Annotated in this window: 22 protein-coding genes; 2 read left to right on the forward strand and 20 right to left on the reverse strand. The window is 69.7% G+C overall.

The features are described 5' to 3' along the window. Positions 1-23 precede the first annotated feature (23 nt). The 18 genes from ACYBSK_RS34330 to ACYBSK_RS34415 form a co-directional block, all read right to left on the reverse strand. The gene (locus tag ACYBSK_RS34330) at positions 24-827 is read right to left on the reverse strand and encodes an HAD family hydrolase (RefSeq protein WP_460244419.1); all 804 of its coding nucleotides are present in this window, start codon (positions 825-827) and stop codon (positions 24-26) included. Between the two features lie 159 nt (positions 828-986). Beyond that, positions 987-2,198 (reverse strand): FAD-dependent oxidoreductase, encoded by a 1,212-nt coding sequence (locus ACYBSK_RS34335; protein WP_460244420.1) that lies wholly within the window; start codon positions 2,196-2,198, stop codon positions 987-989. Positions 2,199-2,252: 54 nt separating this feature from the next. Further along, positions 2,253-3,497 (reverse strand): carboxylate--amine ligase, encoded by a 1,245-nt coding sequence (locus ACYBSK_RS34340; protein WP_460247152.1) that lies wholly within the window; start codon positions 3,495-3,497, stop codon positions 2,253-2,255. 346 nt (positions 3,498-3,843) lie between these two features. Then, positions 3,844-5,736 carry a DNA helicase RecQ gene (gene recQ, locus ACYBSK_RS34345; RefSeq protein ID WP_460244421.1) on the reverse strand — a complete coding sequence of 631 codons (1,893 nt, stop codon included), beginning with the start codon at positions 5,734-5,736 and terminating at the stop codon, positions 3,844-3,846. A 181-nt stretch (positions 5,737-5,917) separates the two neighbouring features. After that, on the reverse strand, positions 5,918-7,567 hold the full coding sequence (gene nuoN, locus ACYBSK_RS34350) for an NADH-quinone oxidoreductase subunit NuoN (RefSeq protein WP_457481144.1): 1,650 nt from the start codon (positions 7,565-7,567) through the stop codon (positions 5,918-5,920). Next, a complete protein-coding gene (locus tag ACYBSK_RS34355; protein ID WP_460244422.1) occupies positions 7,564-9,138 on the reverse strand; it encodes an NADH-quinone oxidoreductase subunit M in 1,575 nt (524 codons plus the stop codon). The genes nuoN and ACYBSK_RS34355 overlap by 4 nt, the downstream gene beginning before the upstream one ends. 5 nt (positions 9,139-9,143) lie before the next feature. Beyond that, complete coding sequence (gene nuoL / locus ACYBSK_RS34360) at positions 9,144-11,039, reverse strand: NADH-quinone oxidoreductase subunit L (protein ID WP_457481146.1); 1,896 nt, start codon at positions 11,037-11,039, stop codon at positions 9,144-9,146. A gap of 14 nt (positions 11,040-11,053) precedes the next feature. Beyond that, positions 11,054-11,353 (reverse strand): NADH-quinone oxidoreductase subunit NuoK, encoded by a 300-nt coding sequence (nuoK, locus tag ACYBSK_RS34365; protein WP_003974374.1) that lies wholly within the window; start codon positions 11,351-11,353, stop codon positions 11,054-11,056. After that, a complete protein-coding gene (locus tag ACYBSK_RS34370) occupies positions 11,350-12,219 on the reverse strand; it encodes an NADH-quinone oxidoreductase subunit J (RefSeq protein WP_460244423.1) in 870 nt (289 codons plus the stop codon). The genes nuoK and ACYBSK_RS34370 overlap by 4 nt, the downstream gene beginning before the upstream one ends. Next, positions 12,216-12,851 carry an NADH-quinone oxidoreductase subunit NuoI gene (gene nuoI / locus ACYBSK_RS34375; RefSeq protein ID WP_460244424.1) on the reverse strand — a complete coding sequence of 212 codons (636 nt, stop codon included), beginning with the start codon at positions 12,849-12,851 and terminating at the stop codon, positions 12,216-12,218. Before nuoI ends, ACYBSK_RS34370 begins: the two co-directional genes overlap by 4 nt. After that, positions 12,844-14,217, reverse strand: a complete 1,374-nt coding sequence (gene nuoH / locus ACYBSK_RS34380) for an NADH-quinone oxidoreductase subunit NuoH (RefSeq protein ID WP_457481951.1) — start codon at positions 14,215-14,217, stop codon at positions 12,844-12,846. The genes nuoI and nuoH overlap by 8 nt, the downstream gene beginning before the upstream one ends. A gap of 26 nt (positions 14,218-14,243) precedes the next feature. Beyond that, positions 14,244-16,745, reverse strand: coding sequence for an NADH-quinone oxidoreductase subunit G (locus ACYBSK_RS34385; protein WP_457481149.1), 2,502 nt, complete (start codon positions 16,743-16,745; stop codon positions 14,244-14,246). Then, on the reverse strand, positions 16,742-18,109 hold the full coding sequence (nuoF, locus tag ACYBSK_RS34390; RefSeq protein WP_457481150.1) for an NADH-quinone oxidoreductase subunit NuoF: 1,368 nt from the start codon (positions 18,107-18,109) through the stop codon (positions 16,742-16,744). Before nuoF ends, ACYBSK_RS34385 begins: the two co-directional genes overlap by 4 nt. After that, a complete protein-coding gene (gene nuoE / locus ACYBSK_RS34395; RefSeq protein WP_460244425.1) occupies positions 18,109-18,969 on the reverse strand; it encodes an NADH-quinone oxidoreductase subunit NuoE in 861 nt (286 codons plus the stop codon). The genes nuoF and nuoE overlap by 1 nt, the downstream gene beginning before the upstream one ends. Further along, the gene (locus tag ACYBSK_RS34400) at positions 18,966-20,300 is read right to left on the reverse strand and encodes an NADH-quinone oxidoreductase subunit D (RefSeq protein ID WP_457481152.1); all 1,335 of its coding nucleotides are present in this window, start codon (positions 20,298-20,300) and stop codon (positions 18,966-18,968) included. The genes nuoE and ACYBSK_RS34400 overlap by 4 nt, the downstream gene beginning before the upstream one ends. Further along, positions 20,300-21,040 carry an NADH-quinone oxidoreductase subunit C gene (locus ACYBSK_RS34405; protein WP_457481153.1) on the reverse strand — a complete coding sequence of 247 codons (741 nt, stop codon included), beginning with the start codon at positions 21,038-21,040 and terminating at the stop codon, positions 20,300-20,302. Before ACYBSK_RS34405 ends, ACYBSK_RS34400 begins: the two co-directional genes overlap by 1 nt. After that, positions 21,037-21,591 (reverse strand): NuoB/complex I 20 kDa subunit family protein, encoded by a 555-nt coding sequence (locus ACYBSK_RS34410; RefSeq protein ID WP_422408828.1) that lies wholly within the window; start codon positions 21,589-21,591, stop codon positions 21,037-21,039. Before ACYBSK_RS34410 ends, ACYBSK_RS34405 begins: the two co-directional genes overlap by 4 nt. Before the next feature lie 34 nt (positions 21,592-21,625). After that, positions 21,626-21,985 (reverse strand): NADH-quinone oxidoreductase subunit A, encoded by a 360-nt coding sequence (locus tag ACYBSK_RS34415; RefSeq protein ID WP_033319564.1) that lies wholly within the window; start codon positions 21,983-21,985, stop codon positions 21,626-21,628. Between the two features lie 711 nt (positions 21,986-22,696). Here ACYBSK_RS34415 and ACYBSK_RS34420 point away from each other — a divergent pair. Continuing rightward, complete coding sequence (locus tag ACYBSK_RS34420; protein WP_460244426.1) at positions 22,697-23,530, forward strand: C40 family peptidase; 834 nt, start codon at positions 22,697-22,699, stop codon at positions 23,528-23,530. Positions 23,531-23,690: 160 nt separating this feature from the next. Here ACYBSK_RS34420 and ACYBSK_RS34425 read toward each other — a convergent pair whose 3' ends face one another. Together ACYBSK_RS34425 and ACYBSK_RS34430 are read right to left on the reverse strand one after the other, a co-directional pair. Beyond that, the gene (locus ACYBSK_RS34425) at positions 23,691-24,017 is read right to left on the reverse strand and encodes a putative quinol monooxygenase (protein WP_460244427.1); all 327 of its coding nucleotides are present in this window, start codon (positions 24,015-24,017) and stop codon (positions 23,691-23,693) included. Positions 24,018-24,054: 37 nt separating this feature from the next. Beyond that, on the reverse strand, positions 24,055-25,356 hold the full coding sequence (locus tag ACYBSK_RS34430) for a geranylgeranyl reductase family protein (protein WP_457481156.1): 1,302 nt from the start codon (positions 25,354-25,356) through the stop codon (positions 24,055-24,057). Between the two features lie 96 nt (positions 25,357-25,452). On the opposite strand from ACYBSK_RS34430, the gene ACYBSK_RS34435 reads away from it, so the two are divergent. Then, positions 25,453-25,956 (forward strand): GNAT family N-acetyltransferase, encoded by a 504-nt coding sequence (locus ACYBSK_RS34435; RefSeq protein WP_460244428.1) that lies wholly within the window; start codon positions 25,453-25,455, stop codon positions 25,954-25,956. Positions 25,957-25,995 lie beyond the last annotated feature (39 nt).

The following is a 25,995-nucleotide window of genomic DNA, read 5'->3' on the forward strand; positions in this document are numbered from 1 at the left end:
GGCCGGGGGGCGGAGCCCCGTGGTCAGGCGAGGAGGCGTTCGAGGACGACCGCGACCCCGTCCTCCTCGTTCGACGAAGTCACCTCGTCGGCAACCGCCCTCAACTCCCCATGCGCATTGGCCACCGCCACCCCCCTCCCCGCCCACGCGAACATCGGCACGTCATTCGGCATGTCGCCGAAGGCAATCGTCTCGGCAGCCGCCACCCCCATCCGCTCCGCCGCCAGACTCAGCCCGGTCGCCTTCGTCACCCCCCGCGGCTGAAGCTCCACCGTCCCGGGACCGGACATCGTGACCGTCGCGAGCGGCCCCACCGCCGCCCGCGCCACCGACGCCAACTCGTCGTCGGACAGGGCCGGATGGCGCAGCAGCACCTTGCTGATCGGCCGCGCCCACAACGCGGCGCGCCCCCGCACCCGTACCGCCGGCAGCGTCGGGTGCGGCATGAGGTAGCCGGGTTCGATGAGCGTGACGCCGTCCACCCCGTCCTGGTCGACGGCCGCGTACACCTGACCGACCTCCGCCTCGATCTTCCCGAGCGCCTGCTCGGCGAGGTCCCTCTCGAGCGTCAGCGACCACAGCAGGCGGTCCCGTACGCCGTCGTACAACTGCGCGCCCTGGGCGCACACGGCGAGTCCGCTCCCCCCGAGGTCGTCGAGGAGCGGCTTCACGCGGGGCGCGGGCCGCCCCGTCACCACGATGTGCCGGACGCCCGCGGCGGCGGCCGCCGCCAGGGCGTCGCGGGTCCGGTCGGAGACCGTGTCGTCGCCGCGCAGCAGCGTGCCGTCCAGGTCAGTGGCGATGAGTGCATATGCGGGTGCGGGCATGATCCGAAGAATACGGACCGCCCGCCCCCGCGACCCGTCGAGTACCGGCCGCCGTGGCGAGGAAGGCCGGTCACGACGACGCCGTGTCATCTGTTCGGGTTACGTCCTCTGCGCACCCAACCTGTACGTACCCACGGGTAGTTGGCGCGCGCCCGCGCACTACCCGTGCGCCGCCGCCAGATGCCGCGCGAGCCGCGGCGAGGCGAACTCCGTGCCGCACACGAAACGCATCACCGGACCGTACGAGGACCCGCCCAGCATCCCCGTGAAGTACAGGCCGGGCACGGACGAGACGTATCCGGCGCCGAGCCGCGGCGTGCCCCGGCTGGTGGCGAGCCGGGTGCGCAGCCCCTCCCCCAGGAACGGCATCGCCGCCAGGTCCACCCGGTACCCGGTCGCCGCGACGACGTGGTCGGCGGACAGCTCCTCGCCCCGCCCGTCGTGCGTCCGCACGCTCAGCACGGGCGCGCCCCCGGACACCGTCACCCGCTCCACCGCGGCGACGTCCCGTACCGCCACCGCGCCCTCGAACCGCTCCTTCAGCCACCACGCACCGAGCGGCCCCAGCACCCGCCTGACCAGGAAGTGCCGCGCCTGCGGCGGCAGTTGACGGTACTGATGCGGGTAGTACGTGAGCGCGTACAACGACCACGCGTTGCCGAACGGGGTCCCGGGGCGGAACCTCGGCTGATCCCACGGGGGCGCACCGAAGCGCACCCGGCTCCTTCCCTTCGGGCCGCGCGCCACCACCTCCACGCTCGCGCCCGCCTCCGCCGCGAGCGCCGCCGTCTCCAGCGCGGACTGCCCCGCTCCGACGACGAGCAGCCGCTTCCCCGCGAACCGGGTCAGGTCGTGGTGCTGCGCGCTGTGCGACACCGGGCCCGTGGGGGCGGGCCCGTCGGGCACGGCCGCGGCGAACTCCCGCGGCAGGTGCTCCAGGCCGGACAGTCCGGTGGCGACGACCACGGCCCGCGCCGTGAACTGCTCGCCCGAGTCCAGCTTCAGCTCGAAGCCCTCGCCTCCGCGCCGGTCGACGGAGACCACCCGGACCCGCTCCAGTTCGGGCACCAGCTTGCGCTGGAACCAGTCCCCGTACGCCACGAACGTCTCGGCGGGGATCAGGTCCTCGTCCGTGACGAGCCGCTCGATCCCGGCCGCGTCGCAGTAGTCGGCGAGGGTGTGGCCGCGCTGCGGCGCGTCGATGTTCGACGCGGACGGCACGGACTTGAGGATCATGCCTTCGGGCATGTGCGAGCGCCAGCTCACCATGGGCTCCCCGAAGACCCTGACGGGTATCCCGCGCGCCCTCAGGTGGGCGGCGGTGGACAGGCCGTAGGGGCCCGCCCCCATGACTGCTACCGGATGATTCACGAAGCCCCTCCCCAGGACGACGCGGCGTCACCTGCTCCGCATACCGCTGTCGGACTACTGCTGTCGGAGTGAACCGGTGCCGCCACCGCGGCGGTTGGTCCGCCACAGCTGGTACAGATGCTTCGCCCCCGGCCGTACGAACCGGGCGAGCATCGTGAAGAACGGCCGCGGATCGTCGGCCGCCCACCACGCGAGCTCCGTCCCGCTGGCTCGGGACGGGGCGTGCGGGGTCGTATAACCGCTGCGCCGGTACGCGAGCAGCGCCGGCAGGTCGATGTTCTCCACGACGTAGCGGTGTCCCGCCCGCTGTTCCCCCTCCGGAACGGGGCGGCCGGTGAGTGCGAGGTGCATGGCGCGGACGACGTCGACGCCCGCCTCGTTCTCGAAGAGGCGGAACTGGGCGCCCATCCGCGGATTGAAGTCGAGCAGCTTGTACTGCCCGTCGCGCCGGTCGAAGCGCAGATCGAGGTCGATGATTCCGGTGAAACCGATCTGCTTGATGAAGCGCGCGGCGAGATCCGCGAGCTCCGGGTTGTCGACGACGTACGCGTGCGCCGTCATGCCCGCGTGCGGCGGCCAGGAGCGCACCTTGACGCCGGTGAACAGGGCGAGCGGCGTGGAGTCCTGGTCGACGTACGCGTGCACGATCCAGTCCTCGGCGTCCTCGCGCGGCAGGTACTCCTGGAGGATCACCCCGGGCTTCTCGCCCCAGCCGAGGGCGAGCCGGCGCAGCCCGCCCGGGGTCGCGATCCTCGTGGTCCCGTTGACGGCGGGCCGCGAGCGGCGCGTGAACGCCTCCCGGTTCTTCGCCACGACCGGGAACCGGGCCCGCGCCGCGAACTCCTCGATGTCCGCGTACGACGCCGGGAACGCGGCCGTCGGCGACGGGATGCCGTGCTCCTCGCACAGTTCGTGCAGCCCCTGCTTGCTGGCGACGCGGCGCGGCAGCTCCGGCTGCACGCGCGGGAAGAGGAGCCCCGCGTCGGCGAGCGGTCCCTGGTGCTCGGCGATGAGGACCGCCGCCTCCTCGTCCGTCGGGATCAGCACCGTCGGCCGGCCGATCCTGCGGGCCACCCGCAGCAGCCCCTCGACGAGCCGCTCGGGCCGCTCCGTCCCCGTCGTACGCCACGGAAAGGCCCTGGTCAGATACCGCGAGGCCGCGGCGGGCGTGCAACGGTCCTCCGTGATCGCGTACATGGGCACGCCGAGACGCCCCAGGCTGCGAATGGCTCCGACCCCTCCGTGGTGCAACGGGTAGTCCCCGAACTTCACGATCAGCCCCGGCACTTCACGGTCCACGTCGAGGACCGTGCTCCGCGCGCTGCCGACACTCCCGGCACTCTTGGCCACGGGTCCCCCCAGACGTGTCCCCCTCGGACCCGCGCCGGGTCCCGTCCGTGCCCACCGGAAAACGACGCTAAGCCGGAACCCACCACTCCACCAACGGGCCATTCAGACATTACGAACTCTTTAGACCCTCAAGCGCCGGCAAGGCTCAGCCAATCCAGCCCCTCCGGCGCTTGAGGAGCGGGGCCCGGGGCAGAGCCCCGATCTTTTGGAGCCCCTCCGGCGCTTGAGGAGCGGGGTCCGGGGCGGAGCCCCGTGGCGTGGGGAAACGGGACCGGAACGGCGGCGGAGCCGACCCCTACCAGTCCACGTCCTCCGGCACCGCCTCCTCCTCCACCGGCGGCGCCTCCACGTCTCCCCTCAAGCCAGCCAAGACACCCAGCACACCCTCCCCCCACGTCGCCAACTTCTTCTCCCCGACCCCACCAATCGCCCCCAACTGCCCAATCGTCGTCGGCTGTTGCACCGCGATCTCCCGCAACGTCGCATTCTGGAAGATCACATACGCCGGCACCCCGTTCTCCTTCGCCTGCGCCCCCCGCCACGCCCGCAACGCCTCGAAGACCGGCGCCACCTCCGGCGGCAACTCCACCTCGGGCGCCCGCGCCTTGCGCTCCCGCGCACCCGCCGCCCGCGGCGCCGGCTTGGCCTCCTTGCGCAGCCGCACCTCCCGCTGCCGCCCGAGCACCGCCCCGCTCTCCTCGGTCAGCACCAGCGTCCCGAACTCCCCCTCGACCGCGACGAGCCCCTGCGCCAGCAACTGCCGCACCACACCCCGCCATTCGGCCTCCGCCAGCTCCTGCCCGATCCCGAACACGGACAGCTGGTCGTGGTCGAACTGGATGACCTTGGCGCTGCGCCTGCCGAGCAGAATGTCGATGATCTGGCCCGCACCGAACTTCTGCCGCCGCTCCCGCTCCAGCCGCACCACGGTCGACAGGATCTTCTGCGCGGCGATCGTGCCGTCCCACGTCTCGGGCGGCGACAGGCACGTGTCGCAGTTGCCGCAGGACTGGGCGCCCTCCTGCCCGAAGTACGTGAGCAGCTGGGCCCGCCGGCACTGCGCCGTCTCGCACAGCGCCAGCATCGAGTCGAGGTGCGCGGAGGCGCGGCGCCGGAACGCCTCGTCCCCCTCCCCCATGTTGATCATCTTCCGCTGCTGCACGACGTCCTGCAGCCCGTACGCCATCCACGCCGTCGACGGCAGCCCGTCACGCCCCGCGCGACCGGTCTCCTGGTAGTAGCCCTCGACGGACTTCGGCAGGTCGAGGTGGGCGACGAACCGTACGTCGGGCTTGTCGATGCCCATGCCGAACGCGATGGTCGCGCAGACGACGAGGCCCTCCTCGCGCAGGAACCGCGACTGGTGCTCCGCCCGCATCCGCGCGTCCAGGCCCGCGTGGTAGGGCACCGCCGCGATCCCGTTGCGACTCAGGAACTCGGCCGTCGCCTCGACCGACTTGCGGGAGAGGCAGTAGACGATGCCCGCGTCGCCCTCGTGCTCCTGCTTGAGGAAGCTGAGCAGCTGCTTCTTCGGGTCGTTCTTGCCGACGATCCGGTACTGGATGTTGGGCCGGTCGAAGCTCGCCACGAAGTGCTTGGCGTCCGGCATGCCGAGCCGCTGGGTGATCTCCTGGTGCGTGGCGTGCGTGGCCGTCGCGGTGAGGGCGATGCGCGGCACGTCCGGCCAGCGCTGGCCGAGCACGGACAGGGCCAGGTAGTCAGGCCGGAAGTCGTGCCCCCACTGCGCCACGCAGTGCGCCTCGTCGATGGCGAACAGCGACACCTTGCCCCGCGAGAGCAGCTCCAGCGTGGAGTCGAGACGCAGCCGCTCGGGCGCCAGGTAGAGCAGGTCGATCTCGCCCGCGAGGAACTCGGCCTCCACGAGGCGGCGCTCCTCGAAGTCCTGCGTCGAGTTCATGAACCCGGCGCGCACGCCGAGCGCCCGCAGCGCGTCCACCTGGTCCTGCATCAGCGCGATCAGCGGCGAGACGACGACGCCGACGCCCGGCCTGACCAGCGCCGGGATCTGGTAGCAGAGCGACTTGCCGCCACCGGTCGGCATGAGGACGACGGCGTCCCCACCGCCCACCACGTGGTCGATGATCGCTTCCTGCTCGCCGCGGAAGGCGTCGTACCCGAAGACCCGGTGGAGCGTGGCGAGTGCCTCGCTCCCGGTCACCTCGCTCATACCCTGTGTCCCGTCCATCGCCGTGCCCCCGTGCGTCCAGCTCGTCTCGACTTCTCCAGTAACGATAGGGGTCGGGACCGACACTCCGGAAAGTTATCCACAGGCTGGGGGTCGCGCCGCGCACAGGGAGGCCCGGCCCCCTTCGGGGACCGGGCCTCCACCGGGATCGACGGCAGCGCCGCTACCGCACGAACACCCCGGCCTGACCCGCCAGGTCCAGGAAGTACTGCGGCGCGAGCCCCAGCACGATCGTGACGGCGACACCCACACCGATCGTCGTCATGGTCAGCGGCGACGGCACGGCCACGGTCGGCCCGTCCGCCTTCGGCTCGCTGAAGAACATGAGGACGATCACACGGATGTAGAAGAACGCCGCGATCGCCGAGGACACGACACCGACCACGACGAGCGCGCCCGCGCCGCCCTCGGCCGCCGCCTTGAACACGGCGAACTTGCCCGCGAACCCGGAGGTCAGCGGGATCCCGGCGAACGCCAGCAGGAACACCGCGAAGACCGCCGCGACCAGCGGCGACCTGCGCCCCAGCCCCGCCCACTTCGACAGATGCGTCGCCTCGCCGCCCGCGTCGCGCACCAGCGTCACCACGGCGAAGGCGCCGATGGTCACGAAGGAGTACGCGGCCAGGTAGAACAGGACGGACGACACGCCGTCGGGCGACGTCGCGATGACACCGGCCAGGATGAAGCCGGCGTGCGCGATCGACGAGTACGCGAGGAGCCGCTTGATGTCGGTCTGCGTGATCGCGACGATCGCACCGGCGAGCATCGTGACGATGGCGACGGCCCACATGACCGGCCGCCAGTCCCAGCGCATCCCCGGCAGCACCACGTACAGCAGGCGCAGCAGCGCGCCGAAGGCCGCGACCTTCGTGGCCGCCGCCATGAAGCCGGTGACGGGCGTCGGAGCGCCCTGGTAGACGTCCGGCGTCCACATGTGGAACGGGACGGCGCCGACCTTGAACAGCAGCCCCATGACGACCAGCGCCATGCCGATGAGCAGCAGCGCGTCGTTGCCCATGGTGTCGGCGAGCGCCGGGTCCACGTTCTGGATCGACCCGTCGACGACACTCGCGATCGTGCTGTACGAGACCGAGCCCGCGTACCCGTACAGCAGCGCGATGCCGAACAGGGTGAAGGCGGAGGCGAAGGCGCCGAGCAGGAAGTACTTGACCGCGGCCTCCTGCGACATGAGCCGCTTGCGGCGGGCCAGGGCGCACAGCAGGTACAGCGGGAGGGAGAAGACCTCCAGGGCGATGAACAGCGTCAGCAGGTCGTTCGCCGCGGGGAAGACCAGCATGCCGCCGATCGCGAAGAGCGCCAGCGGGAACACCTCGGTGGTGGTGAACCCGGCCTTTATGGCGGCCTTCTCGCTGTCGCTGCCGGGCACGGAGGCGGCCTGCGCGGCGAACGAGTCGACGCGGTTGCCGTGCGCCTCCGGGTCGAGCCGGCGCTCCGCGAACGTGAAGATCGCGACGAGTCCGGCCAGCAGGATGGTCCCCTGGAGGAAGAGCGCCGGGCCGTCGACGGCGATCGCGCCCATGGCCGCGATGTGCGCCTTCGTCGTCCCGTACCCGCCGGCCGCGAGCCCCACGACCGCCGCGAAGGCGGCCGCGAGCGCGACGACCGAGAGGAACACCTGCGCGTAGTAGCGCGCGCGGCGCGGCACGAAGGCCTCGACCAGGATCCCCAGGACGGCGGCACCGATGACGATCAAGGTCGGGGACAATTGCCCGTATTCGATCTTCGGTGCGTCGAGCTTGGAGAGCGGTTCGGCCGCGGTTGTCCACAGACTGTGGACGGCTGACGTGGTCACTTGTGAGCCGCCTCCACTTCCGGCTTCGGGTCCTTCTGGTGGACGTCGGACAGGGTGTGCTTGACCGCCGGGTTCACCAGCTCGGTGAGCGGCTTCGGGTAGACACCGAGGAAGATCAGTACGCCGATCAGCGGGACCACGACCGCGAGCTCACGCACCCGCAGGTCCGCGATGCCCTCGGTCGACGGCTTCACCGGGCCCGTCATGGTGCGCTGGTAGAGCACCAGCGTGTAGAGCGCGGCGAGCACGATGCCGAAGGTGGCGATGATGCCGATCACCGGGTAGCGCGCGAACGTGCCGACCAGGACCAGGAATTCGCTCACGAACGGCGCGAGACCCGGCAGCGAGAGCGTCGCCAGACCGCCGATCAGGAACGTACCGGCGAGCACCGGGGCGACCTTCTGCACGCCCCCGTAGTCCGCGATGAGCCGCGAGCCGCGCCGCGAGATCAGGAAGCCGGCGACCAGCATCAGCGCCGCCGTCGAGATCCCGTGGTTGACCATGTAGAGCGTCGCGCCGGACTGGCCCTGGCTGGTCATCGCGAAGATGCCCATGATGATGAAGCCGAAGTGCGAGATCGACGCGTAGGCGACCAGGCGCTTGATGTCGCGCTGGCCGACCGCGAGCAGCGCCCCGTAGACGATGCTGATCAGGGCGAGCACCAGGATCACCGGCGTCGCCCACTTGCTGGCCTCCGGGAAGAGCTGGAGGCAGAAGCGGAGCATCGCGAACGTGCCGACCTTGTCGACGACGGCCGTGATCAGTACGGCGACCGGGGCGGTGGCCTCACCCATCGCGTTCGGCAGCCAGGTGTGCAGCGGCCACAGCGGGGCCTTCACCGCGAAGGCGAAGAAGAAGCCGAGGAAGAGCAGCCGCTCGGTGTTGGTCGCCATGTCGAGCGAACCGCTCGCGCGGGCCTCGGCGATCTCCGAGAGCGAGAAGCTCCCGGCCACCACGTACAGGCCGATGACGGCGGCCAGCATGATGAGGCCGCCGACCAGGTTGTAGAGGAGGAACTTGACGGCCGCGTAACTGCGTTGGGTCGCGGCCTCCTTCTCGCCGTGCGGACCCGCCCGGTCCCCGAAGCCGCCGATGAGGAAGTACATCGGGATGAGCATGGCTTCGAAGAAGATGTAGAAGAGGAAGACGTCGGTGGCCTCGAAGGAGATGATCACCATCGCCTCGACGAGGAGGATCAGGGCGAAGAAGCCCTGCGTCGGCCGCCACCTGGTGTTGCCCGTCTCCTGCGGGTCGGCGTCGTGCCAGCCCGCGAGGATGACGAACGGGATCAGCAGCGCGGTCAGCGCGATGAGCGCCACCCCGATGCCGTCCACACCCAGCTCGTAGCGGACCCCGAAGTCGGCGATCCACGCGTGCGATTCGGTGAGTTGGAACCGGCTGCCGCCCGGGTCGAACCGGACCGCGACCACCGCCGCGAGGACCAGAGTGGCGAGCGAGAACAGCAGCGCGAGCCACTTGGCCGCGGTGCGCTGCTTCGCCGGCACGGCGGCCGTGGCGATCGCACCCACGGCCGGCAGTACCGCCGTCGCTGTCAGCAGAGGAAAGGACATCGGTATCAGACCGCCCTCATCAGCAGGGTCACCGCGGCGATGACCGCCGCGCCGCCGAACATCGAGACGGCGTACGAGCGCACGTAGCCGTTCTGGAGTTTGCGCAGCCGACCGGAGAGGCCCCCGACCGAGGCCGCCGTCCCGTTGACCACCCCGTCGACCAGGGTGTGGTCGACGTACACGAGGGAGCGCGTGAGGTGCTCGCCGCCGCGCACCAGGACCACGTGGTTGAAGTCGTCCTGGAGCAGGTCACGCCGGGCGGCGCGGGTGAGCAGCGAGCCGCGCGGGGCGACGACGGGAACCTCGCGGCGCCCGTACAGGGCCCAGGCGAGGCCGACGCCGATGACGAGGCAGACCATGGTGGCGCCGGTGACCGCGCCCGCGCTGATCGGCGCGTGCCCGTGGTCGTGTCCGGTGACCGGCTCCAGCCAGTGCAGGAAGCGGTCGCCGATGGAGAAGAAGCCACCGGCGAAGACCGAGCCGACCGCGAGCAGGATCATCGGGATCGTCATGGACGACGGGGACTCGTGCGGGTGCGGCTCGTGGCCCTCGGCGTCCGGCTGCCAGCGCTTCTCACCGAAGAACGTCATGATCATCACGCGGGTCATGTAGAACGCGGTGATGGCCGCGCCGAGCAGGGCGACGGAGCCGAGGATCCAGCCCTCGGTGCCGCCCTTGGCGAACGCCGCCTCGATGATCTTGTCCTTGGAGAAGAAGCCGGACAGTCCGGGGAAGCCGATGATGGCCAGATACCCGAGGCCGAACGTCACGAAGGTGACCGGCATGTACTTCCGCAGGGCCCCGTACTTGCGCATGTCGACCTCGTCGTTCATGCCGTGCATGACCGAACCGGCGCCGAGGAAGAGGCCCGCCTTGAAGAAGCCGTGCGTCACCAGGTGCATGATCGCGAAGACGTAGCCGATGGGGCCGAGGCCCGCGGCGAGGATCATGTAGCCGATCTGCGACATCGTCGAACCGGCGAGGGCCTTCTTGATGTCGTCCTTGGCGCAACCGACGATCGCACCGAACAGCAGCGTGACCGCGCCGACGATGGTGACCACCAACTGCGCGTCGGGCGCCGCGTTGAAGATCGCGCCGGACCGGACGATCAGGTAGACGCCAGCGGTCACCATCGTCGCGGCGTGGATGAGGGCCGAGACCGGGGTCGGGCCCTCCATCGCGTCCCCGAGCCACGACTGGAGCGGCACCTGCGCCGACTTGCCGCACGCGGCGAGCAGCAGCATCAGGCCGATCGCGGTGAGCTTGCCCTCACTTGTGTCCCCGGTGGCCTCCAGGACCGGCCCGAAGGCGAACGTCCCGAACGTCGTGAACATCAGCATGATCGCGATCGACAGACCCATGTCGCCGACCCGGTTGACCAGGAACGCCTTCTTCGCGGCGGTGGCCGCGCTCGGCTTGTGCTGCCAGAAACCGATCAGCAGGTACGAGGCGAGGCCCACGCCCTCCCAACCGACGTACAGCAGCAGGTAGTTGTCGGCGAGGACCAACAGGAGCATCGCCGCGAGGAACAGGTTCAGGTAGCCGAAGAAGCGGCGGCGCCGCTCGTCGTGCTCCATGTACCCGATCGAGTAGAGGTGGATGAGCGTGCCCACACCGGAGATCAGCAGCACGAACGTCATCGACAGCTGGTCGAGCTGGAAGGCGATGTCCGCCTGGAAGCCCTCGACGGGGATCCAGCTGAACAGGTGCTGGCTGAGCTCCCGGTCCTCCGGGCCCCTGCCGAGCAGGTCGGAGAAGAGCACGGCGGCGATCACGAAGGAGACGGCCGCGAGCAGTGTGCCGAGCAGATGACCCACCCGGTCCAACGCCCGCCCGCCGCACAGCAGTACGGCCGCTCCGAGCAGGGGCGCCGCGACAAGCAGCGCAATCAGGTTCTCCACGATTCAGCGACCCCTTACAGCTTCATCAGGCTGGCGTCGTCGACCGAGGCCGAGTGGCGGGAACGGAACAGCGACACGATGATCGCGAGCCCCACCACGACCTCCGCGGCGGCGACGACCATCGTGAAGAACGCGATGATCTGGCCGTCGAGGTTGCCGTGCATGCGGGAGAACGCGACGAACGCGAGGTTGCACGCGTTCAGCATCAGCTCGATGCACATGAACACGACGATCGCGTTCCGCCTGATGAGCACGCCGGTGGCGCCGATCGTGAACAACAGGGCGGCGAGATACAGGTAGTTGACCGGATTCACTTCGACGCCTCCTCGGCCCGCTCGCGCTCGACGCGCCCGGTGTCCTCGCGCCCGGTGTCCTCGCGCTCCAGGCGCTCGGCCGACCGCTGCTCCAGGGCCTTCAGGTCGCTCATCGCCTCACCGGAGACGTCCCGGATCTGGCCGCGCTCGCGCAGCGTCTGCATGACCGTGAGCTCCGACGGGGTGCCGTCGGGGAGCAGGCCCGCGATGTCCACCGCGTTGTGCCGGGCGTAGACGCCGGGGGCGGGCAGCGGCGGGAGGTGCTTGCCCTCGCGCACCCGCTGCTCGGCCAGCTCGCGCTGGGTCTTGGCCCGTTCCGTGCGCTCGCGGTGCGTGAGCACCATCGCGCCGACCGCGGCCGTGATCAGCAGGGCGCCGGTGATCTCGAAGGCGAAGACGTACTTGGTGAAGATGAGGGTCGCGAGGCCCTCCACGTTCCCGCCCGCGTTGGCCTTGCCCAGGCCGTTGAACTGCTTCAGCGAGGCGTTGCCGATCCCCGCGACGAGCAGCACCCCGAAGCCGAGCCCGCACAGGGCGGCGAGCCAGCGCTGCCCCTTGATGGTCTCCTTCAGGGAGTCGGCCGCGGTGACGCCGACGAGCATGACCACGAAGAGGAAGAGCATCATGATCGCGCCGGTGTAGACGACGATCTGCACGATGCCCAGGAAGTACGCCCCGTTGGCCAGGTAGAAGATCGCCAGGATGATCATGGTGCCGGCCAGGCAGAGGGCGCTGTGCACGGCCTTCTTCATCAGGATCGTGCACAGGGCGCCGATGACGGCGACCGTGCCGAGGATCCAGAACTGGACGGCCTCACCGGTGGAGGTGGTGGAAGCGGCGAGGGTCGTCGCGAGCTGCGCGCTCATGCGTCCACCTCCGCCTCGTCCTCGGAGATCGCCTCGTCCGGCTTCTCGCCCTTGGACACGGCCACTTGGCGCTCCGTGCCGGGCGCGGCCTCGGTGACGAGACCCCGGTAGTAGTCCTGCTCGTCCATGCCGGGGAAGATCGAGTGCGGGCTGTCGACCATGCCCTCGTCGAGCCCGGCGAGCAGCTGCTCCTTGGTGTAGATCAGGTTGGCGCGGCTGCTGTCCGCCAGCTCGAACTCGTTGGTCATCGTCAGCGCGCGCGTGGGGCACGCCTCGATGCACAGCCCGCACAGAATGCAGCGCGCGTAGTTGATCTGGTAGACCCGGCCGTAGCGCTCACCCGGGGAGTAGCGCTCCTCCTCGGTGTTGTCCGCGCCCTCCACGTAGATCGCGTCCGCCGGGCACGCCCAGGCGCACAGCTCGCAGCCGACGCACTTCTCCAGGCCGTCCGGATGGCGGTTGAGCTGGTGCCTGCCGTGGAAGCGGGGAGCAGTGGTCTTCGGTTGCTCCGGGTACTGCTCGGTCAGCCGCTTCTTGAACATGGCCTTGAAGGTCACGCCGAAGCCGGCGACGGGGTTCATGAACCCCGGCTCGGTGTCCTTCTGCTGGCCGGAGTTGGTCTCGTCAGCCATCGGACGCCTCCTTTCCTTCGCGAGATCCGCCGAGCGACTCGTCACTCTGAGTATCGGGGCCGCCACTGACAATCAGCTCCCGCTCACGGCGGGGGCGCCTGCGCGGCACGGGCGGCAGGGTCTGTCCGGGCAGCGGCGGCACGGGGAATCCGCCCGCCATCGGGTCGAAGGCCGCGGGTTCCTCCTCGGCCTCCCGCTGCTTGGCCCCCCGGTCGCGGAAGATGTCCACGACGAACGACAGGAGCAGGACCACGAGGATCGCGGCGCCGACGTACAGGGCGATGGAGGCGAAGTCGTAGTTCTCGTTGCGCAGCGTCCGTACGGTCGCCACCAGCATCAGCCACACCACGGAGACCGGGATGAGGACCTTCCAGCCGAGCTTCATCAGCTGGTCGTAGCGGACGCGGGGCAGCGTGCCGCGCAGCCAGATGAAGAAGAACAGCAGCAGCTGCACCTTGACGACGAACCAGAGCATCGGCCACCAGCCGTGGTTCGCGCCCTCCCAGAACGTGGAGATCGGCCACGGTGCGCGCCAGCCGCCCAGGAAGAGCGTCACGGACACCGCCGAGACCGTCACCATGTTCACGTACTCGGCGAGCATGAACATCGCGAACTTGATGGACGAGTACTCGGTGTTGAAGCCGCCGACGAGGTCGCCCTCGGACTCCGGCATGTCGAACGGGGCGCGGTTGGTCTCGCCGACCATCGTCACGATGTACAGCAGGAACGAGACCGGCAGCAGCAGGATGTACCAGCGGTCGTGCTGCTGGGCGACGATCTCCGAGGTCGACATCGAGCCCGAGTAGAGGAACACCGACGCGAACGCGGCGCCCATCGCGATCTCGTACGAGATCATCTGCGCGCAGGAGCGCAGGCCCCCGAGCAGCGGGTACGTCGACCCGGACGACCAGCCCGCGAGGACGATGCCGTAGATGCCGACGGAGGCGACCGCGAGGATGTAGAGCATCGCGATCGGCAGGTCGGTGAGCTGCATCGTGGTGCGCTGGCCGAAGATCGAGATCTCGTTGCCTGCCGGGCCGAACGGGATCACGGCGATCGCCATGAAGGCGGGGATCGCCGCGACGATCGGCGCGAGGACGTAGACCACCTTGTCGGCGCGCTTGACGATCAGGTCTTCCTTGAGCATCAGCTTGATGCCGTCGGCGAGCGACTGGAGCATGCCCCAGGGGCCGTGCCGGTTCGGGCCGATGCGCAGCTGCATCCAGGCGACGACCTTGCGCTCCCACACGATGGAGAACAGCACGGTCACCATCAGGAAGGCGAAGCAGAAGACCGCCTTGACGACGACGAGCCACCAGGGATCGCGGCCGAACATCGAGAGGTCCTCGGCGGCCAGGGGGCTCAGCGCCACCGGGCTCATTCCCAGTGAGTTCATGACTGCACCTCCGGGGCTCCGGCGGCGACGGCCGGACCGATCTTCACCAGGTCGCCGGGGAGCGCCCCCGTGTCCGAGGCGACACCGCCGCCGACGGAGTTGAGCGGCAGCCACACGACGCGGTCGGGCATCTCGGTGACCTGGAGCGGCAGTTCGACGCGGCCCAGCGCCCCGGTGACCGCCAGGACGTCGCCGTCCTTGACGCCCGCCTCGGCGGCGGTCGCGGCGGACACGCGCGCGAGGGCGGCGTGCCGGGTTCCGGCGAGCGCCTCGTCGCCCTCCTGGAGGCGGCCCTGGTCGAGCAGCAGCCGGTGTCCGGCAAGGACGGCCTCTCCGGCGGAGGGCCGCGGCAGCTGGCCCGCCGTGTCCAGGGGCTCGGTCGCGTGCGGCCCGTCCCAGTTGCCCAGCCGGTCCAACTCGCCGCGCAGCGACCGCAGATCGGGCAGCGCCAGGTGGACGTCCATGGCGTCCGCCACCATGTGCAGCACGCGCGCGTCCGTGGGCGCGACCCGCCGCGTCATCTGGTCGGGCTTCAGCGCGGCCTCGAACATCCGGGCCCGCCCCTCCCAGTTGAGGAACGTGCCCGCCTTCTCGGCGACCGCGGCCACCGGAAGGACGACGTCGGCGTGGTCGGTGACCTCGCTCGGCCGCTGCTCCAAGGAGACCAGGAAGCCCACCTCGTGAAGGGCTTCACGCGCGCGTGCCGGGGACGGCAGGTCGGCGACCTCGACCCCGGCCACCACGAGGGCCTGGAGCTCGCCGGTGGCGGCGGCCTCCACGATCTGCCCGGTGTCCCGCCCGAAGCGGTGCGGCAGTTCGGCCACGCCCCAGGCGGCGGCGACCTGCTCCCGCGCGCGCGGGTCGGTCGCCGGACGGCCGCCCGGCAGCAGCGACGGCAGCGCGCCCGCCTCGACGGCGCCGCGCTCCCCGGCCCTGCGCGGGATCCACACCAGCTGGGCCCCGGTCGCGGACGCGGCCCGGACGGCCGCGGTGAGGCCGCCGGACGAAGCGGCGAGCCGCTCGCCGACCACGATCACGGCGCCTTCGCCGCGCAACGCCTGCGAGGCGTCCGCTCCCCCGCCCTCAAGACCGAAACCGGAGGCGAGGGCGTCCAGCCACTCGGGCTCGGTGCCGGGAGCGGCCGGCAGCAGCGTGCCGCCCGCCTTCTCCAGGCCGCGCGTCATGTGCGTGGACAGCGAGTAGACCTTCTGGCCGCTCTTGCGCCACGCCTTGCGGAGCTTCAGGAAGACGCCGGGCGCCTCCTCCTCCGACTCGAACCCGACGAGGAGCACGGCCGGGGCCTTCTCCAGCTTCGTGTACGTGACGCCGCTGCCGTCCAGGTCGCGGCCGCGGCCGGCGACACGGGCCGCCAGGAAGTCGGCTTCCTCGCTGCTGTGCACGCGCGCGCGGAAGTCGATGTCGTTCGAGTCGAGGGCGACGCGCGCGAACTTGCTGTACGCGTACGCGTCCTCGACGGTGAGCCGGCCACCGGTGAGCACCCCGGCCCGGGACCGCGCGGCGGACAGTCCGCGCGCGGCGGCCTCCAGCGCCTCCGGCCAGGAAGCGGGCCGCAGTTCACCGCTCTCCGTGTCCCGTACGAGGGGGTGGGTGAACCGGTCGGGCTTCTGCGCGTACCGGAAGCCGAAGCGGCCCTTGTCGCAGATCCACTCCTCGTTGACCTCGGGGTCGTCGGCCGCGAGGCGGCGCATCACCTTGCCGCGCCGGTGGTCGGTGCGGGTCGCGCAGCCGCCCGCGCAGTGCTCGCACACGCTCGGCGAGGACACGAGGTCGAAGGGCCGGGAGCGGAACCGGTACGCCGCCGAGGTCAGCGCGCCGACCGGGCAGATCTGGATCGTGTTCCCGGAGAAGTACGACTCGAAGGGGTCGCCCTCACCCGTGCCGACCTGCTGGAGCGCGCCGCGCTCGATCAGCTCGATCATCGGGTCGCCCGCGATCTGGTTGGAGAACCGGGTGCAGCGCGCGCACAGCACGCACCGCTCGCGGTCGAGCAGCACCTGCTTCGAGATCGGGACCGGCTTCTCGTAGGTGCGCTTCTTGCCGTCGAAGCGCGAGTCGGCCTGGCCGTGCGACATGGCCTGGTTCTGGAGCGGGCACTCGCCGCCCTTGTCGCAGACCGGGCAGTCCAGGGGGTGGTTGATGAGCAGCAGCTCCATGACCCCCTTCTGCGCCTTCTCGGCGACCGGGGAGGAAAGCTGGCTCTTGACCACCATGCCGTCGGTGCAGGTGATGGTGCAGGACGCCATCGGCTTGCGCTGGCCCTCCACCTCCACGATGCACTGCCGGCAGGCGCCCGCCGGGTCGAGCAGCGGGTGGTCGCAGAACCGGGGGATCTCGATGCCCAGCAACTCGGCGGCCCGGATGACCAGCGTGCCCTTGGGCACGCTGATCTCGATGCCGTCGATGGTGAGGGAGACGAGGTCCTCCGGCGGAACAGCCGCTTCGCCGCCCCCGGAGGGAGCGTTGGTCGTGACGGTCACGCGTTCACCTCCGTGCGGTGCTTGTCGGCCCGGTCCGCCCAGAGCGTCGACTTGGCCGGGTCGAAGGGGCAGGCCTTGCCCGTGATGTGCTGCTCGTACTCGTCGCGGAAGTACTTGAGCGAGGAGAAGATCGGCGAGGCGGCGCCGTCGCCGAGGGCGCAGAACGACTTGCCGTTGATGTTGTCGGCGATGTCGTTCAGCTTGTCGAGGTCGGACAGCGTGCCCTTGCCGGCCTCGATGTCGCGGAGCAACTGGACGAGCCAGTACGTTCCTTCGCGGCACGGCGTGCACTTGCCACAGGACTCGTGGGCGTAGAACTCGGTCCACCTGGTGACCGCGCGCACGACGCAGGTCGTCTCGTCGAAGCACTGCAACGCCTTCGTGCCGAGCATCGATCCGGCGGCGCCGACGCCCTCGTAGTCGAGGGGGACGTCGAGGTGCTCCTCGGTGAACATCGGCGTGGAACTGCCGCCGGGGGTCCAGAACTTGAGGCGGTGGCCGGGCCGCATGCCACCGCTCATGTCGAGCAGCTGGCGCAGCGTGATGCCGAGCGGGGCCTCGTACTGGCCGGGGCTCGCGACGTGGCCGCTGAGCGAGTACAGCGTGAAGCCCGGGGACTTCTCGCTGCCCATCGATTTGAACCAGTCCTTCCCCCGATTGATGATCGCGGGAACCGACGCGATGGACTCGACGTTGTTCACCACAGTGGGGCAGGCGTAGAGGCCCGCGACGGCAGGGAAGGGGGGTCGCAGTCGCGGCTGACCACGGCGGCCTTCGAGCGAGTCCAGGAGTGCGGTCTCCTCACCACAGATGTACGCGCCCGCGCCGGCGTGCACGGTGAGTTCCAGATTGAGACCGCTGCCCAGGATGTTCTGCCCGAGATACCCTGCGGCGTAGGCCTCGCGCACGGCCTCGTGCAGGCGCCGCAGTACGGGGACCACTTCACCGCGCAAGTAGATGAACGCGTGCTCGGAACGGATCGCGTAACAGGCGATCACGATGCCCTCGATGAGGCTGTGCGGGTTCGCGAAGAGGAGCGGGATGTCCTTGCAGGTCCCCGGCTCCGATTCGTCGGCGTTGACAACGAGATAGTGAGGCTTGCCGTCTCCCTGCGGGATGAACTGCCACTTCATCCCGGTCGGGAATCCGGCGCCACCACGCCCGCGGAGCCCCGCGTCCTTCACATACGCGATCAGGTCGTCCGGTGCCATGGCGAGGGCCTTGCGCAGCCCCTCGTATCCCTCGTGCCGGCGGTACACATCCAAGGACCAGGACTTGTCCTGGTCCCAGAAGGCCGACAGGACCGGAGAGAGCAGCTTCTCCGGGCTGGTGTCGTTGTTGTCGATCTCGGCTGCCAAGGTCATCACTCCCCCTCCTCGGCGGTCGGTCCCGCTGGGTGCTGCGGGTCGGAGGCCGACGTGTCCTGCGGCGCGTCGTGCGAGCTCAAGTGCTCGGTGGGCGACGGGTCGTGGGGCTGTTCGCCCTCGGCGCCCCCGCCTCGCGGGTGGACCACGCGCGCGGGCTCCGTCTCGCCCTTGGCCAGGCGGAGTCCGATCAGGGACGCGGGTCCCGCGCTGCCACTGGCGTCGACGGCGCCGGCGCGCTCGTCCGGGAATCCGGCCAGGATGCGCGCGGTCTCCTTGAAGGTGCACAAGGGGGCGCCGCGCGTGGGTGACACCTGCGCGCCCGCGCGCAGGTCGTCGACGAGCTGCCGGGCGGACTCGGGCGTCTGGTTGTCGAAGAACTCCCAGTTGACCATCACCACGGGAGCGAAATCACAAGCGGCGTTGCACTCGATGTGCTCCAGCGTGATCCTGCCGTCGTCCGTCGTCCCGTTGTTGCCGACGCCGAGGTGCTCCTGGAGCGACTCGAAGATGGCGTCGCCGCCCATGACGGCGCACAAGGTGTTGGTGCAGACGCCCACCTGGTAGTCGCCGCTCGGCTTGCGGCGGTACATCGTGTAGAAGGTCGCGACGGCGGTGACCTCGGCGGTGGTCAGGCCGAGCACGTCCGCGCAGAACTGCATTCCGGTGCGCGTGACGTGCCCCTCCTCGGACTGCACGAGGTGCAGCAGCGGAAGCAGCGCCGAACGGGAGCCGGGGTAGCGGGAGACGATGTCCTTCGCGTCCGCCTCCAGGCGGGTCCGGACGTCGTCCGGGTACGCGGGCGCGGGCAGCTGTGGCATGCCCAGACTCACGCCCTGCTCAGAAGAACTGGTGGTCACCGGTCGACGCCTCCCATCACGGGGTCGATGGACGCGACGGCGACGATGACGTCGGCGACCTGGCCGCCCTCGCACATCGCCGCCATGGCCTGAAGGTTGGTGAAGGACGGGTCGCGGAAGTGGACCCGGAACGGGCGGGTGCCGCCGTCGGACACGGCGTGCACACCCAGCTCGCCCTTGGGCGACTCCACGGCGGCGTACGCCTGTCCCGGCGGGACGCGGAAACCCTCGGTCACCAGCTTGAAGTGGTGGATGAGGGCCTCCATGGAGGTGCCCATGATGTTCTTGATGTGGTCGAGCGAGTTGCCCAGGCCGTCCGGGCCGAGGGCCAGTTGGGCGGGCCAGGCGATCTTCTTGTCGCCGACCATGACCGGGCCCGGCTCCAGGCGGTCCAGGCACTGCTCGACGATGCGCAGCGACTGGCGCATCTCCTCCAGGCGGATCAGGAAGCGTCCGTAGGAGTCGCAGGTGTCGGCGGTCGGGATCTCGAAGTCGTAGTTCTCGTAGCCGCAGTAGGGCTGCGCCTTGCGCAGGTCGTGCGGCAGGCCGGCGGAGCGCAGGATCGGTCCTGTGGCGCCGAGGGCCATGCAGCCCGCGAGGTCGAGGTAGCCGACGTCCTGCATACGGGCCTTGAAGATGGGGTTCCCGGTGGCGAGCTTGTCGTACTCGGGAAGGTTCTTCTTCATCTTCTTCACGAACTCGCGGAGCTGGTCCACCGCGCCGGGCGGCAGGTCCTGGGCGAGTCCGCCGGGCCGGACGTACGCGTGGTTCATGCGCAGGCCGGTGATCAACTCGTAGATGTCGAGAACGAGTTCACGATCGCGGAATCCGTAGATCATGATCGTGGTCGCGCCGAGCTCCATGCCGCCGGTGGCGATGGCCACCAGGTGCGAGGACATCCGGTTCAGCTCCATGAGGAGCACGCGGATGATGTTGGCGCGGTCCGGTACCTCGTTCTCGATGCCGAGGAGCTTCTCGACCGCGAGGCAGTACGCCGTCTCGTTGTAGAACGGCGTCAGGTAGTCCATGCGCGTCACGAACGTGGTGCCCTGCGTCCACGTGCGGTATTCGAGGTTCTTCTCGATACCGGTGTGCAGGTAGCCGATGCCGCAGCGGGCCTCGGTGACCGTCTCGCCGTCGATCTCCAGGATCAGGCGCAGCACCCCGTGCGTGGACGGGTGCTGGGGCCCCATGTTGACGATGATGCGCTCGTCGTCGGACTTGATCGCGGACTCGGCGATCTCGTCCCAGTCACCTCCGGTGACCGTGTAGACGGTGCCCTCGGTGGTCTCGCGCGGCGAAGCGGAGGGAGCAGAAGGAGTGGAAGACATCAGGAGTACGACCTCCGCTGGTCCGGAGCCGGGATCTGGGCGCCCTTGTACTCGACGGGGATGCCGCCGAGGGGATAGTCCTTGCGCTGCGGGAAGCCCTGCCAGTCGTCCGGCATCATGATCCGCGTCAGCGCGGGGTGGCCGTCGAAGACGATGCCGAAGAAGTCGTACGCCTCGCGCTCGTGCCAGTCGTTCGTCGGGTACACCGGGACCAGGGTCGGGATGTGCGGGTCCGCGTCGGGGGCGGAGACCTCCAGGCGGATCAGCCGGTTGTGGGTGAGCGAGCGCAGGTGGTAGACGGCGTGCAGCTCGCGGCCCTTGTCCTCGGGGTAGTGCACCCCGGAGACGCCCGTGCACAGTTCGAAGCGCAGGGCCGGGTCGTCGCGCAGGGTGCGGGCGACGCGGACCAGGTGTTCGCGCTCGATGTGGAAGGTGAGTTCGCCGCGGTCGACGACCGTCCTGTCGATGGCGTTCTCGGGGACGAGGCCCTGTTCCTCCAGGGCGCCCTCCAGCTCGTCGGCCACCTCGTCGAACCAGCCGCCGTAGGGGCGGGAGGTTTCTCCGGGGAGGCGGATCGAGCGGACGAGGCCGCCGTATCCGGAGGTGTCGCCGCCGTTGTTGGCGCCGAACATGCCGCGCTGGACGCGGATCTCCTCGCCCTGGTCGCCGCGCTGCCCCGGGAGGTTGGAGGCGCTGAGGTCCTTTTCGGGGTTGACCCCGTTGCTGTGCGCGTCGCTCACCGCAGCAGCCCCTTCATCTCGATCGTCGGGAGTGCCTTGCGCGCCGCTTCCTCCGCCTCGCGGGCCGCCTCCTCGGCGTTCACGCCGAGCTTGCCGCCCTGCACCTTCTGGTGGAGCTTGAGGATCGCGTCCATCAGCATCTCGGGCCGGGGCGGGCAGCCGGGCAGATAGATGTCGACCGGAACGACGTGGTCGACGCCCTGCACGATCGCGTAGTTGTTGAACATCCCGCCGGACGAGGCGCAGACGCCCATGGAGATGACCCACTTGGGGTTCGGCATCTGGTCGTAGACCTGGCGCAGAACGGGCGCCATCTTCTGGCTCACCCGCCCGGCCACGATCATCAGGTCCGCCTGGCGGGGCGAGCCCCGGAAGACCTCCATGCCGAACCGCGCCAGGTCGTAGCGGCCCGCGCCCGTCGTCATCATCTCGATGGCGCAGCAGGCGAGGCCGAACGTGGCGGGGAACATGGACGACTTGCGCACCCAGCCCGCGGCCTGCTCGACGGTGGTCAGCAGGAATCCGCTCGGCAGCTTTTCTTCGAGTCCCATTGGTCTGTGGCTCCTGGTCTCCCCTATACGGGGTTCAGTCCCATTCCAGGCCGCCGCGCCGCCATACGTACGCGTACGCGACGAAGACGGTGAGCACGAAGAGCAGCATCTCTACGAGCCCGAACACCCCGAGGGCGTCGAAGGTGACGGCCCAGGGGTAGAGGAAGACGATCTCGATATCGAAGATGATGAAGAGCATCGCCGTCAGGTAGTACTTGATCGGGAAGCGCCCGCCACCGGCCGGCGTGGGGGTCGGCTCGATCCCGCACTCATACGCTTCAAGCTTGGCCCGGTTGTACCGCTTTGGACCGATAAGCGTGGCCATGACCACGGAGAAGATCGCAAAGCCTGCCCCAAGGGCTCCCAGTACGAGGATGGGCGCATAGGCGTTCACCGCTCCTCGCTCCTCTCAGTCGGCACTGACTGCTGGCGGTTGCACGGGCTCGCACCCCCGCATCCACATCCCGCGAACGGTCGAAGATCGCTCACATGTGAAGCGGGTCACAAGCCCAACTTGCCCCGCATCCTATGCCTGCAACTCTGTGATCTGCGACACGGGGTACGCCAACTACTTTGTGATCTCCACCACCTGACGAAGGATCATGAAGTCGGATGAGCGGTGATCTTCACACGCGAAGCACCTGAGTGATCACCAGTGGTGACAACTCGGCAGGTAATCCCTGGTCGGAGGGGTGTGCTCAATATCAAGAGGTGGCGAGCGCAAGCAAATTGGCGCTGGACACGGTTGGCTGATAGTGGACACCGTTCACACGTTGGAGCGAGCGGTGTGAACGGAGGTGGACTCGAGATGTGTTCGTACGGTGTGCGTCGCGCCCCCTAGGGGTCGCCATGTGACCTGCGTCACCTGTCCGGCGATCCGTCAGAAACCGGGCTTGGCCAACGGCCTCAACGGGTGGTAAGCGTGGGGCAATTCGGGCGTATCGCGGAAAACCCGTGCTCAGACCCCTGACGGAGGCCGTCCCATTTGCCCGTTACGGCGTCAATAAAGCCTGTCGGGACCGGGTTTCGGCGCCCCTGCTCCACAACTGTGGCGCACCACACGTTTCTTGAAGGGATCGGGGAGGCCCTGATACCGGTTGTTCTCATGTCCCACACCGCTCACATACCCAGCCACCGGAAGCCCCGTCGCAGTGCCTCGAAGATGGCCCTGCGCGCCGGAGTCACCGGTGGCGTCCTCAGCACCCTGGCAGTCGCTGGTGCGGCTGGTCCGGCGAACGCCGCCGAGCCGGTGACGCAGACCATAGAGATGCCCACGCTCACCACCGACCTGTCCTCCCAGGTCGCCCAGTCCGCGGAAGCCACCCAGCAGGCCGCGGCCAACTACCAGGTCCAGGCCGAGCGCGACGCCGCCTTCGACAAGGCCGCCGACCAGGCGAAGAAGGACCAGGTCGCCGCCGAGAAGAAGGCGGAGGCCCAGAAGAAGGCCGAAGCCAAGGCGAAGGCCGAGGCCGCCGCCAAGCGCGAGGCCGCCGAGAAGGCCGCCGCCTCCCGCTCCGCCGAGCGCACCACGCTCCAGGCGACCTCCGCCTCGTCGTCCTCCGACGAGACGCCCGCCCCGGCCAGCGGCTCCGCCGCCGCCGTCGTGGCGTTCGCCAAGGCGCAGATCGGTGACGCCTACGTCTCCGGTGGCACGGGCCCCAGCTCGTGGGACTGCTCGGGTCTCGTGCAGGCCGCGTACAAGCAGGCCGGTGTCGACCTGCCGCGCGTCTCGCAGGACCAGTCGACGCAGGGCACCCAGGTCTCCCTGGACAACCTCCAGCCCGGCGACATCCTCTACTGGGGCGGCGCGGGCAGCGCCTACCACGTCGCGATCTACGTGGGCGGCGGCAACTTCGTCGGCGCGCAGAACTCCTCGACCGGTGTCGTCGAGAAGCCGCTCTCCTACGACCAGCCGACCGGCGCGGTGCGCGTTCTCTGAGGTTCGATTGAACGTCCGGGTCCTCAGGGACCCCTGCGGCCCGCGAAGGCCGCACACGGCCGCCTGGAGCCCTTGACGGCTCCCCGCGTGCACGACGAAGGCCGCCGCACCCCGTGAGGGGTGCGGCGGCCTTCGTCGTTCGTACGTGTCCCGCGCGGGCTCAGGCCTGCGGGGAGAGCTCGCCCATCTCGCCCCAACCCTCGTTCGGGATGTCGGCGTTGATGATCTCGGGAGTGGTGGCGATCAGCGGGGCCATGGCCTCCAGGCCCGCCTTGAAGTGGTCGGAGCCGACGTGCGCGGCGCCGGCGTCGCCGTCCCGGAAGCCTTCGAGGAGCACGAACTGGTTCGGGTCCTCGACGCTGCGGGACCAGTCGAAGAAGAGGTTGCCCTCCTCCGCGCGGGTGGCCGCGGTGAACGCGGCGGTCTTCTCGAGCCACGCGTCGGCGTGCTCGGGGCGGGCGGTGAACTTCACGGCGATGAAAATCATGGGTCCACCATGCCCCGAGCGGCCGAACCTGGCCAATTCAGGCCTTCGGGGCGACCTTGCTCAGCCCGTTGATGACCCGGTCCATCGCGTCGCCGCCGGTCGGGTCGGTCAGGTTGGCGAGCATCTTCAGCGTGAACTTCATCAGCATCGGGTGGGTCAGACCGCGCTGCGTCGCGATCTTCATGACCTTCGGGTTGCCGATCAGCTTCACGAAGGCGCGGCCCATCGTGTAGTAGCCGCCGTAGGTGTCCTTGAGGACCTTCGGGTAGCGCTGGAGGGCGAGTTCGCGCTGGGCGTCGGTGGCGCGGGCGTGCGCCTGCACGATGACGTCGGCGGCGATCTGGCCGGACTCCATGGCGTACGCGATGCCCTCGCCGTTGAACGGGTTGACCAGGCCGCCCGCGTCGCCGACCAGGAGCAGGCCCTTGGTGTAGTGCGGCTGGCGGTTGAAGGCCATGGGGAGGGCGGCGCCGCGGATCGGCATCGTCATGTTGTCCGGGGTGAAGCCCCAGTCCTCGGGCATCGAGGCGCACCAGGCCTTGAGCACCTCGCGCCAGTCCAACTCCTTGAACGCCTTGGAGGAGTTGAGGATGCCGAGGCCGACGTTGGACGTGCCGTCGCCCATGCCGAAGACCCAGCCGTAGCCGGGAAGGAGCCGGTCCTCGGCGCCGCGCCGGTCCCACAGCTCCAGCCAGGACTCCAGGTAGTCGTCGTCGTGGCGGGGCGAGGTGAAGTACGTACGGACCGCGACGCCCATCGGGCGGTCCTCGCGGCGGTGCAGGCCCATGGCGAGGGACAGCCGCGTGGAGTTGCCGTCGGCGGCGACGACGAGCGGGGCGTGGAAGGTGACCTCGGTCTTCTCGTCGCCGAGCTTCGCGTGCACGCCGGTGATGCGGCCGGTGCGCTCGTCGGTGATCGGGGCGCCGACGTTGCACCGCTCGTACAGGCGGGCGCCGGCCTTCTGCGCCTGGCGCGCGAGCTGCTCGTCGAAGTCGTCGCGCTTGCGAACGAGTCCGTAGTCGGGGAACGAGGCGAGCTCGGGCCAGTCGAGCTGGAGGCGGACGCCGCCGCCGATGATGCGCAGGCCCTTGTTGCGCAGCCAGCCGGCCTCCTCGGAGATGTCGATGCCCATGGAGACGAGCTGTTTGGTGGCGCGCGGGGTGAGGCCGTCGCCGCAGACCTTCTCACGCGGGAACGCCGTCTTCTCCAGAAGCAGGACGTCGAGACCGGCCTTGGCGAGGTAGTAGGCGGTCGTCGAGCCGGCTGGTCCGGCCCCGACGACGATCACGTCCGCGCTGTGCTCAGCATTCTTGACGAGTCGCTTGGGCTGCTCGGTCACGGCGGGTTCTCCCCAGGCTCGAAAACGGTGTGCCGTCCGGCACGGACATGGGCAGTCTATTCAGCGACTGCGATCACCCAGCCGAAGGGCCAGCCCATGAGTCGAGTTCTGCCCGCCGTGGATCTGCGCGTCCCCACCCACGAGGACGCCTTCGCCTGGCACCGGGTGTTCGACCACCCCGACGTCATGGAGTTCCACGGCGGCGCGTCCGCGGAGCTCTCCGTGTACGAGGAGCTGACCGCGCGGCAGCGCAGGCACGAGGCGGAGCACGGGTTCTGCCTGTGGACGATGACCGACGACGGCGGTGACGTCATCGGGTTCACGGGCGCCCAGCCCTGGCCGGGCACCTGGGGGCCGGTCGGCGAGATCGAGATCGGCTGGCGGCTCGGGCGCGCGTACTGGGGCAAGGGGTACGCGACCGCGGCCGCGCGCATGACGCTGGACCGGGTCAGGGAGACGGGCACGAAGAGCGTCGTCGCGATGGTCTACGCCCTCAACGAGCGCTCGATCGCGGTGACGCGGCGCCTGGGCATGGAGCTGGCGGAGACGTTCGTGACGCCGACCGGCAAGCAGGGGCACTGCTTCCGGCTGGAGCTGTGAGCCCCCTGCCGCGGGAGCCGTGAGCGGCGTTCCGGTCAG

It is taken from the genome of Streptomyces sp. BYX5S (assembly GCF_054724165.1).

Bases quoted from the DNA above. Each gene is read 5' to 3' on its own strand.
- ACYBSK_RS34330 (WP_460244419.1), bottom strand. From the start codon at position 827: ATGCCCGCACCCGCATATGCACTCATCGCCACTGACCTGGACGGCACG.
- recQ (WP_460244421.1), bottom strand. From the start codon at position 5,736: ATGAGCGAGGTGACCGGGAGCGAGGCACTCGCCACGCTCCACCGGGTC.
- ACYBSK_RS34355 (WP_460244422.1), bottom strand. From the start codon at position 9,138: ATGTCCTTTCCTCTGCTGACAGCGACGGCGGTACTGCCGGCCGTGGGT.
- ACYBSK_RS34370 (WP_460244423.1), bottom strand. From the start codon at position 12,219: ATGAGCGCGCAGCTCGCGACGACCCTCGCCGCTTCCACCACCTCCACC.
- nuoI (WP_460244424.1), bottom strand. From the start codon at position 12,851: ATGGCTGACGAGACCAACTCCGGCCAGCAGAAGGACACCGAGCCGGGG.
- nuoF (WP_457481150.1), bottom strand. From the start codon at position 18,109: ATGACCTTGGCAGCCGAGATCGACAACAACGACACCAGCCCGGAGAAG.
- ACYBSK_RS34400 (WP_457481152.1), bottom strand. From the start codon at position 20,300: ATGTCTTCCACTCCTTCTGCTCCCTCCGCTTCGCCGCGCGAGACCACC.
- ACYBSK_RS34410 (WP_422408828.1), bottom strand. From the start codon at position 21,591: ATGGGACTCGAAGAAAAGCTGCCGAGCGGATTCCTGCTGACCACCGTC.
- ACYBSK_RS34420 (WP_460244426.1), top strand. From the start codon at position 22,697: ATGTCCCACACCGCTCACATACCCAGCCACCGGAAGCCCCGTCGCAGT.
- ACYBSK_RS34425 (WP_460244427.1), bottom strand. From the start codon at position 24,017: ATGATTTTCATCGCCGTGAAGTTCACCGCCCGCCCCGAGCACGCCGAC.
- ACYBSK_RS34435 (WP_460244428.1), top strand. From the start codon at position 25,453: ATGAGTCGAGTTCTGCCCGCCGTGGATCTGCGCGTCCCCACCCACGAG.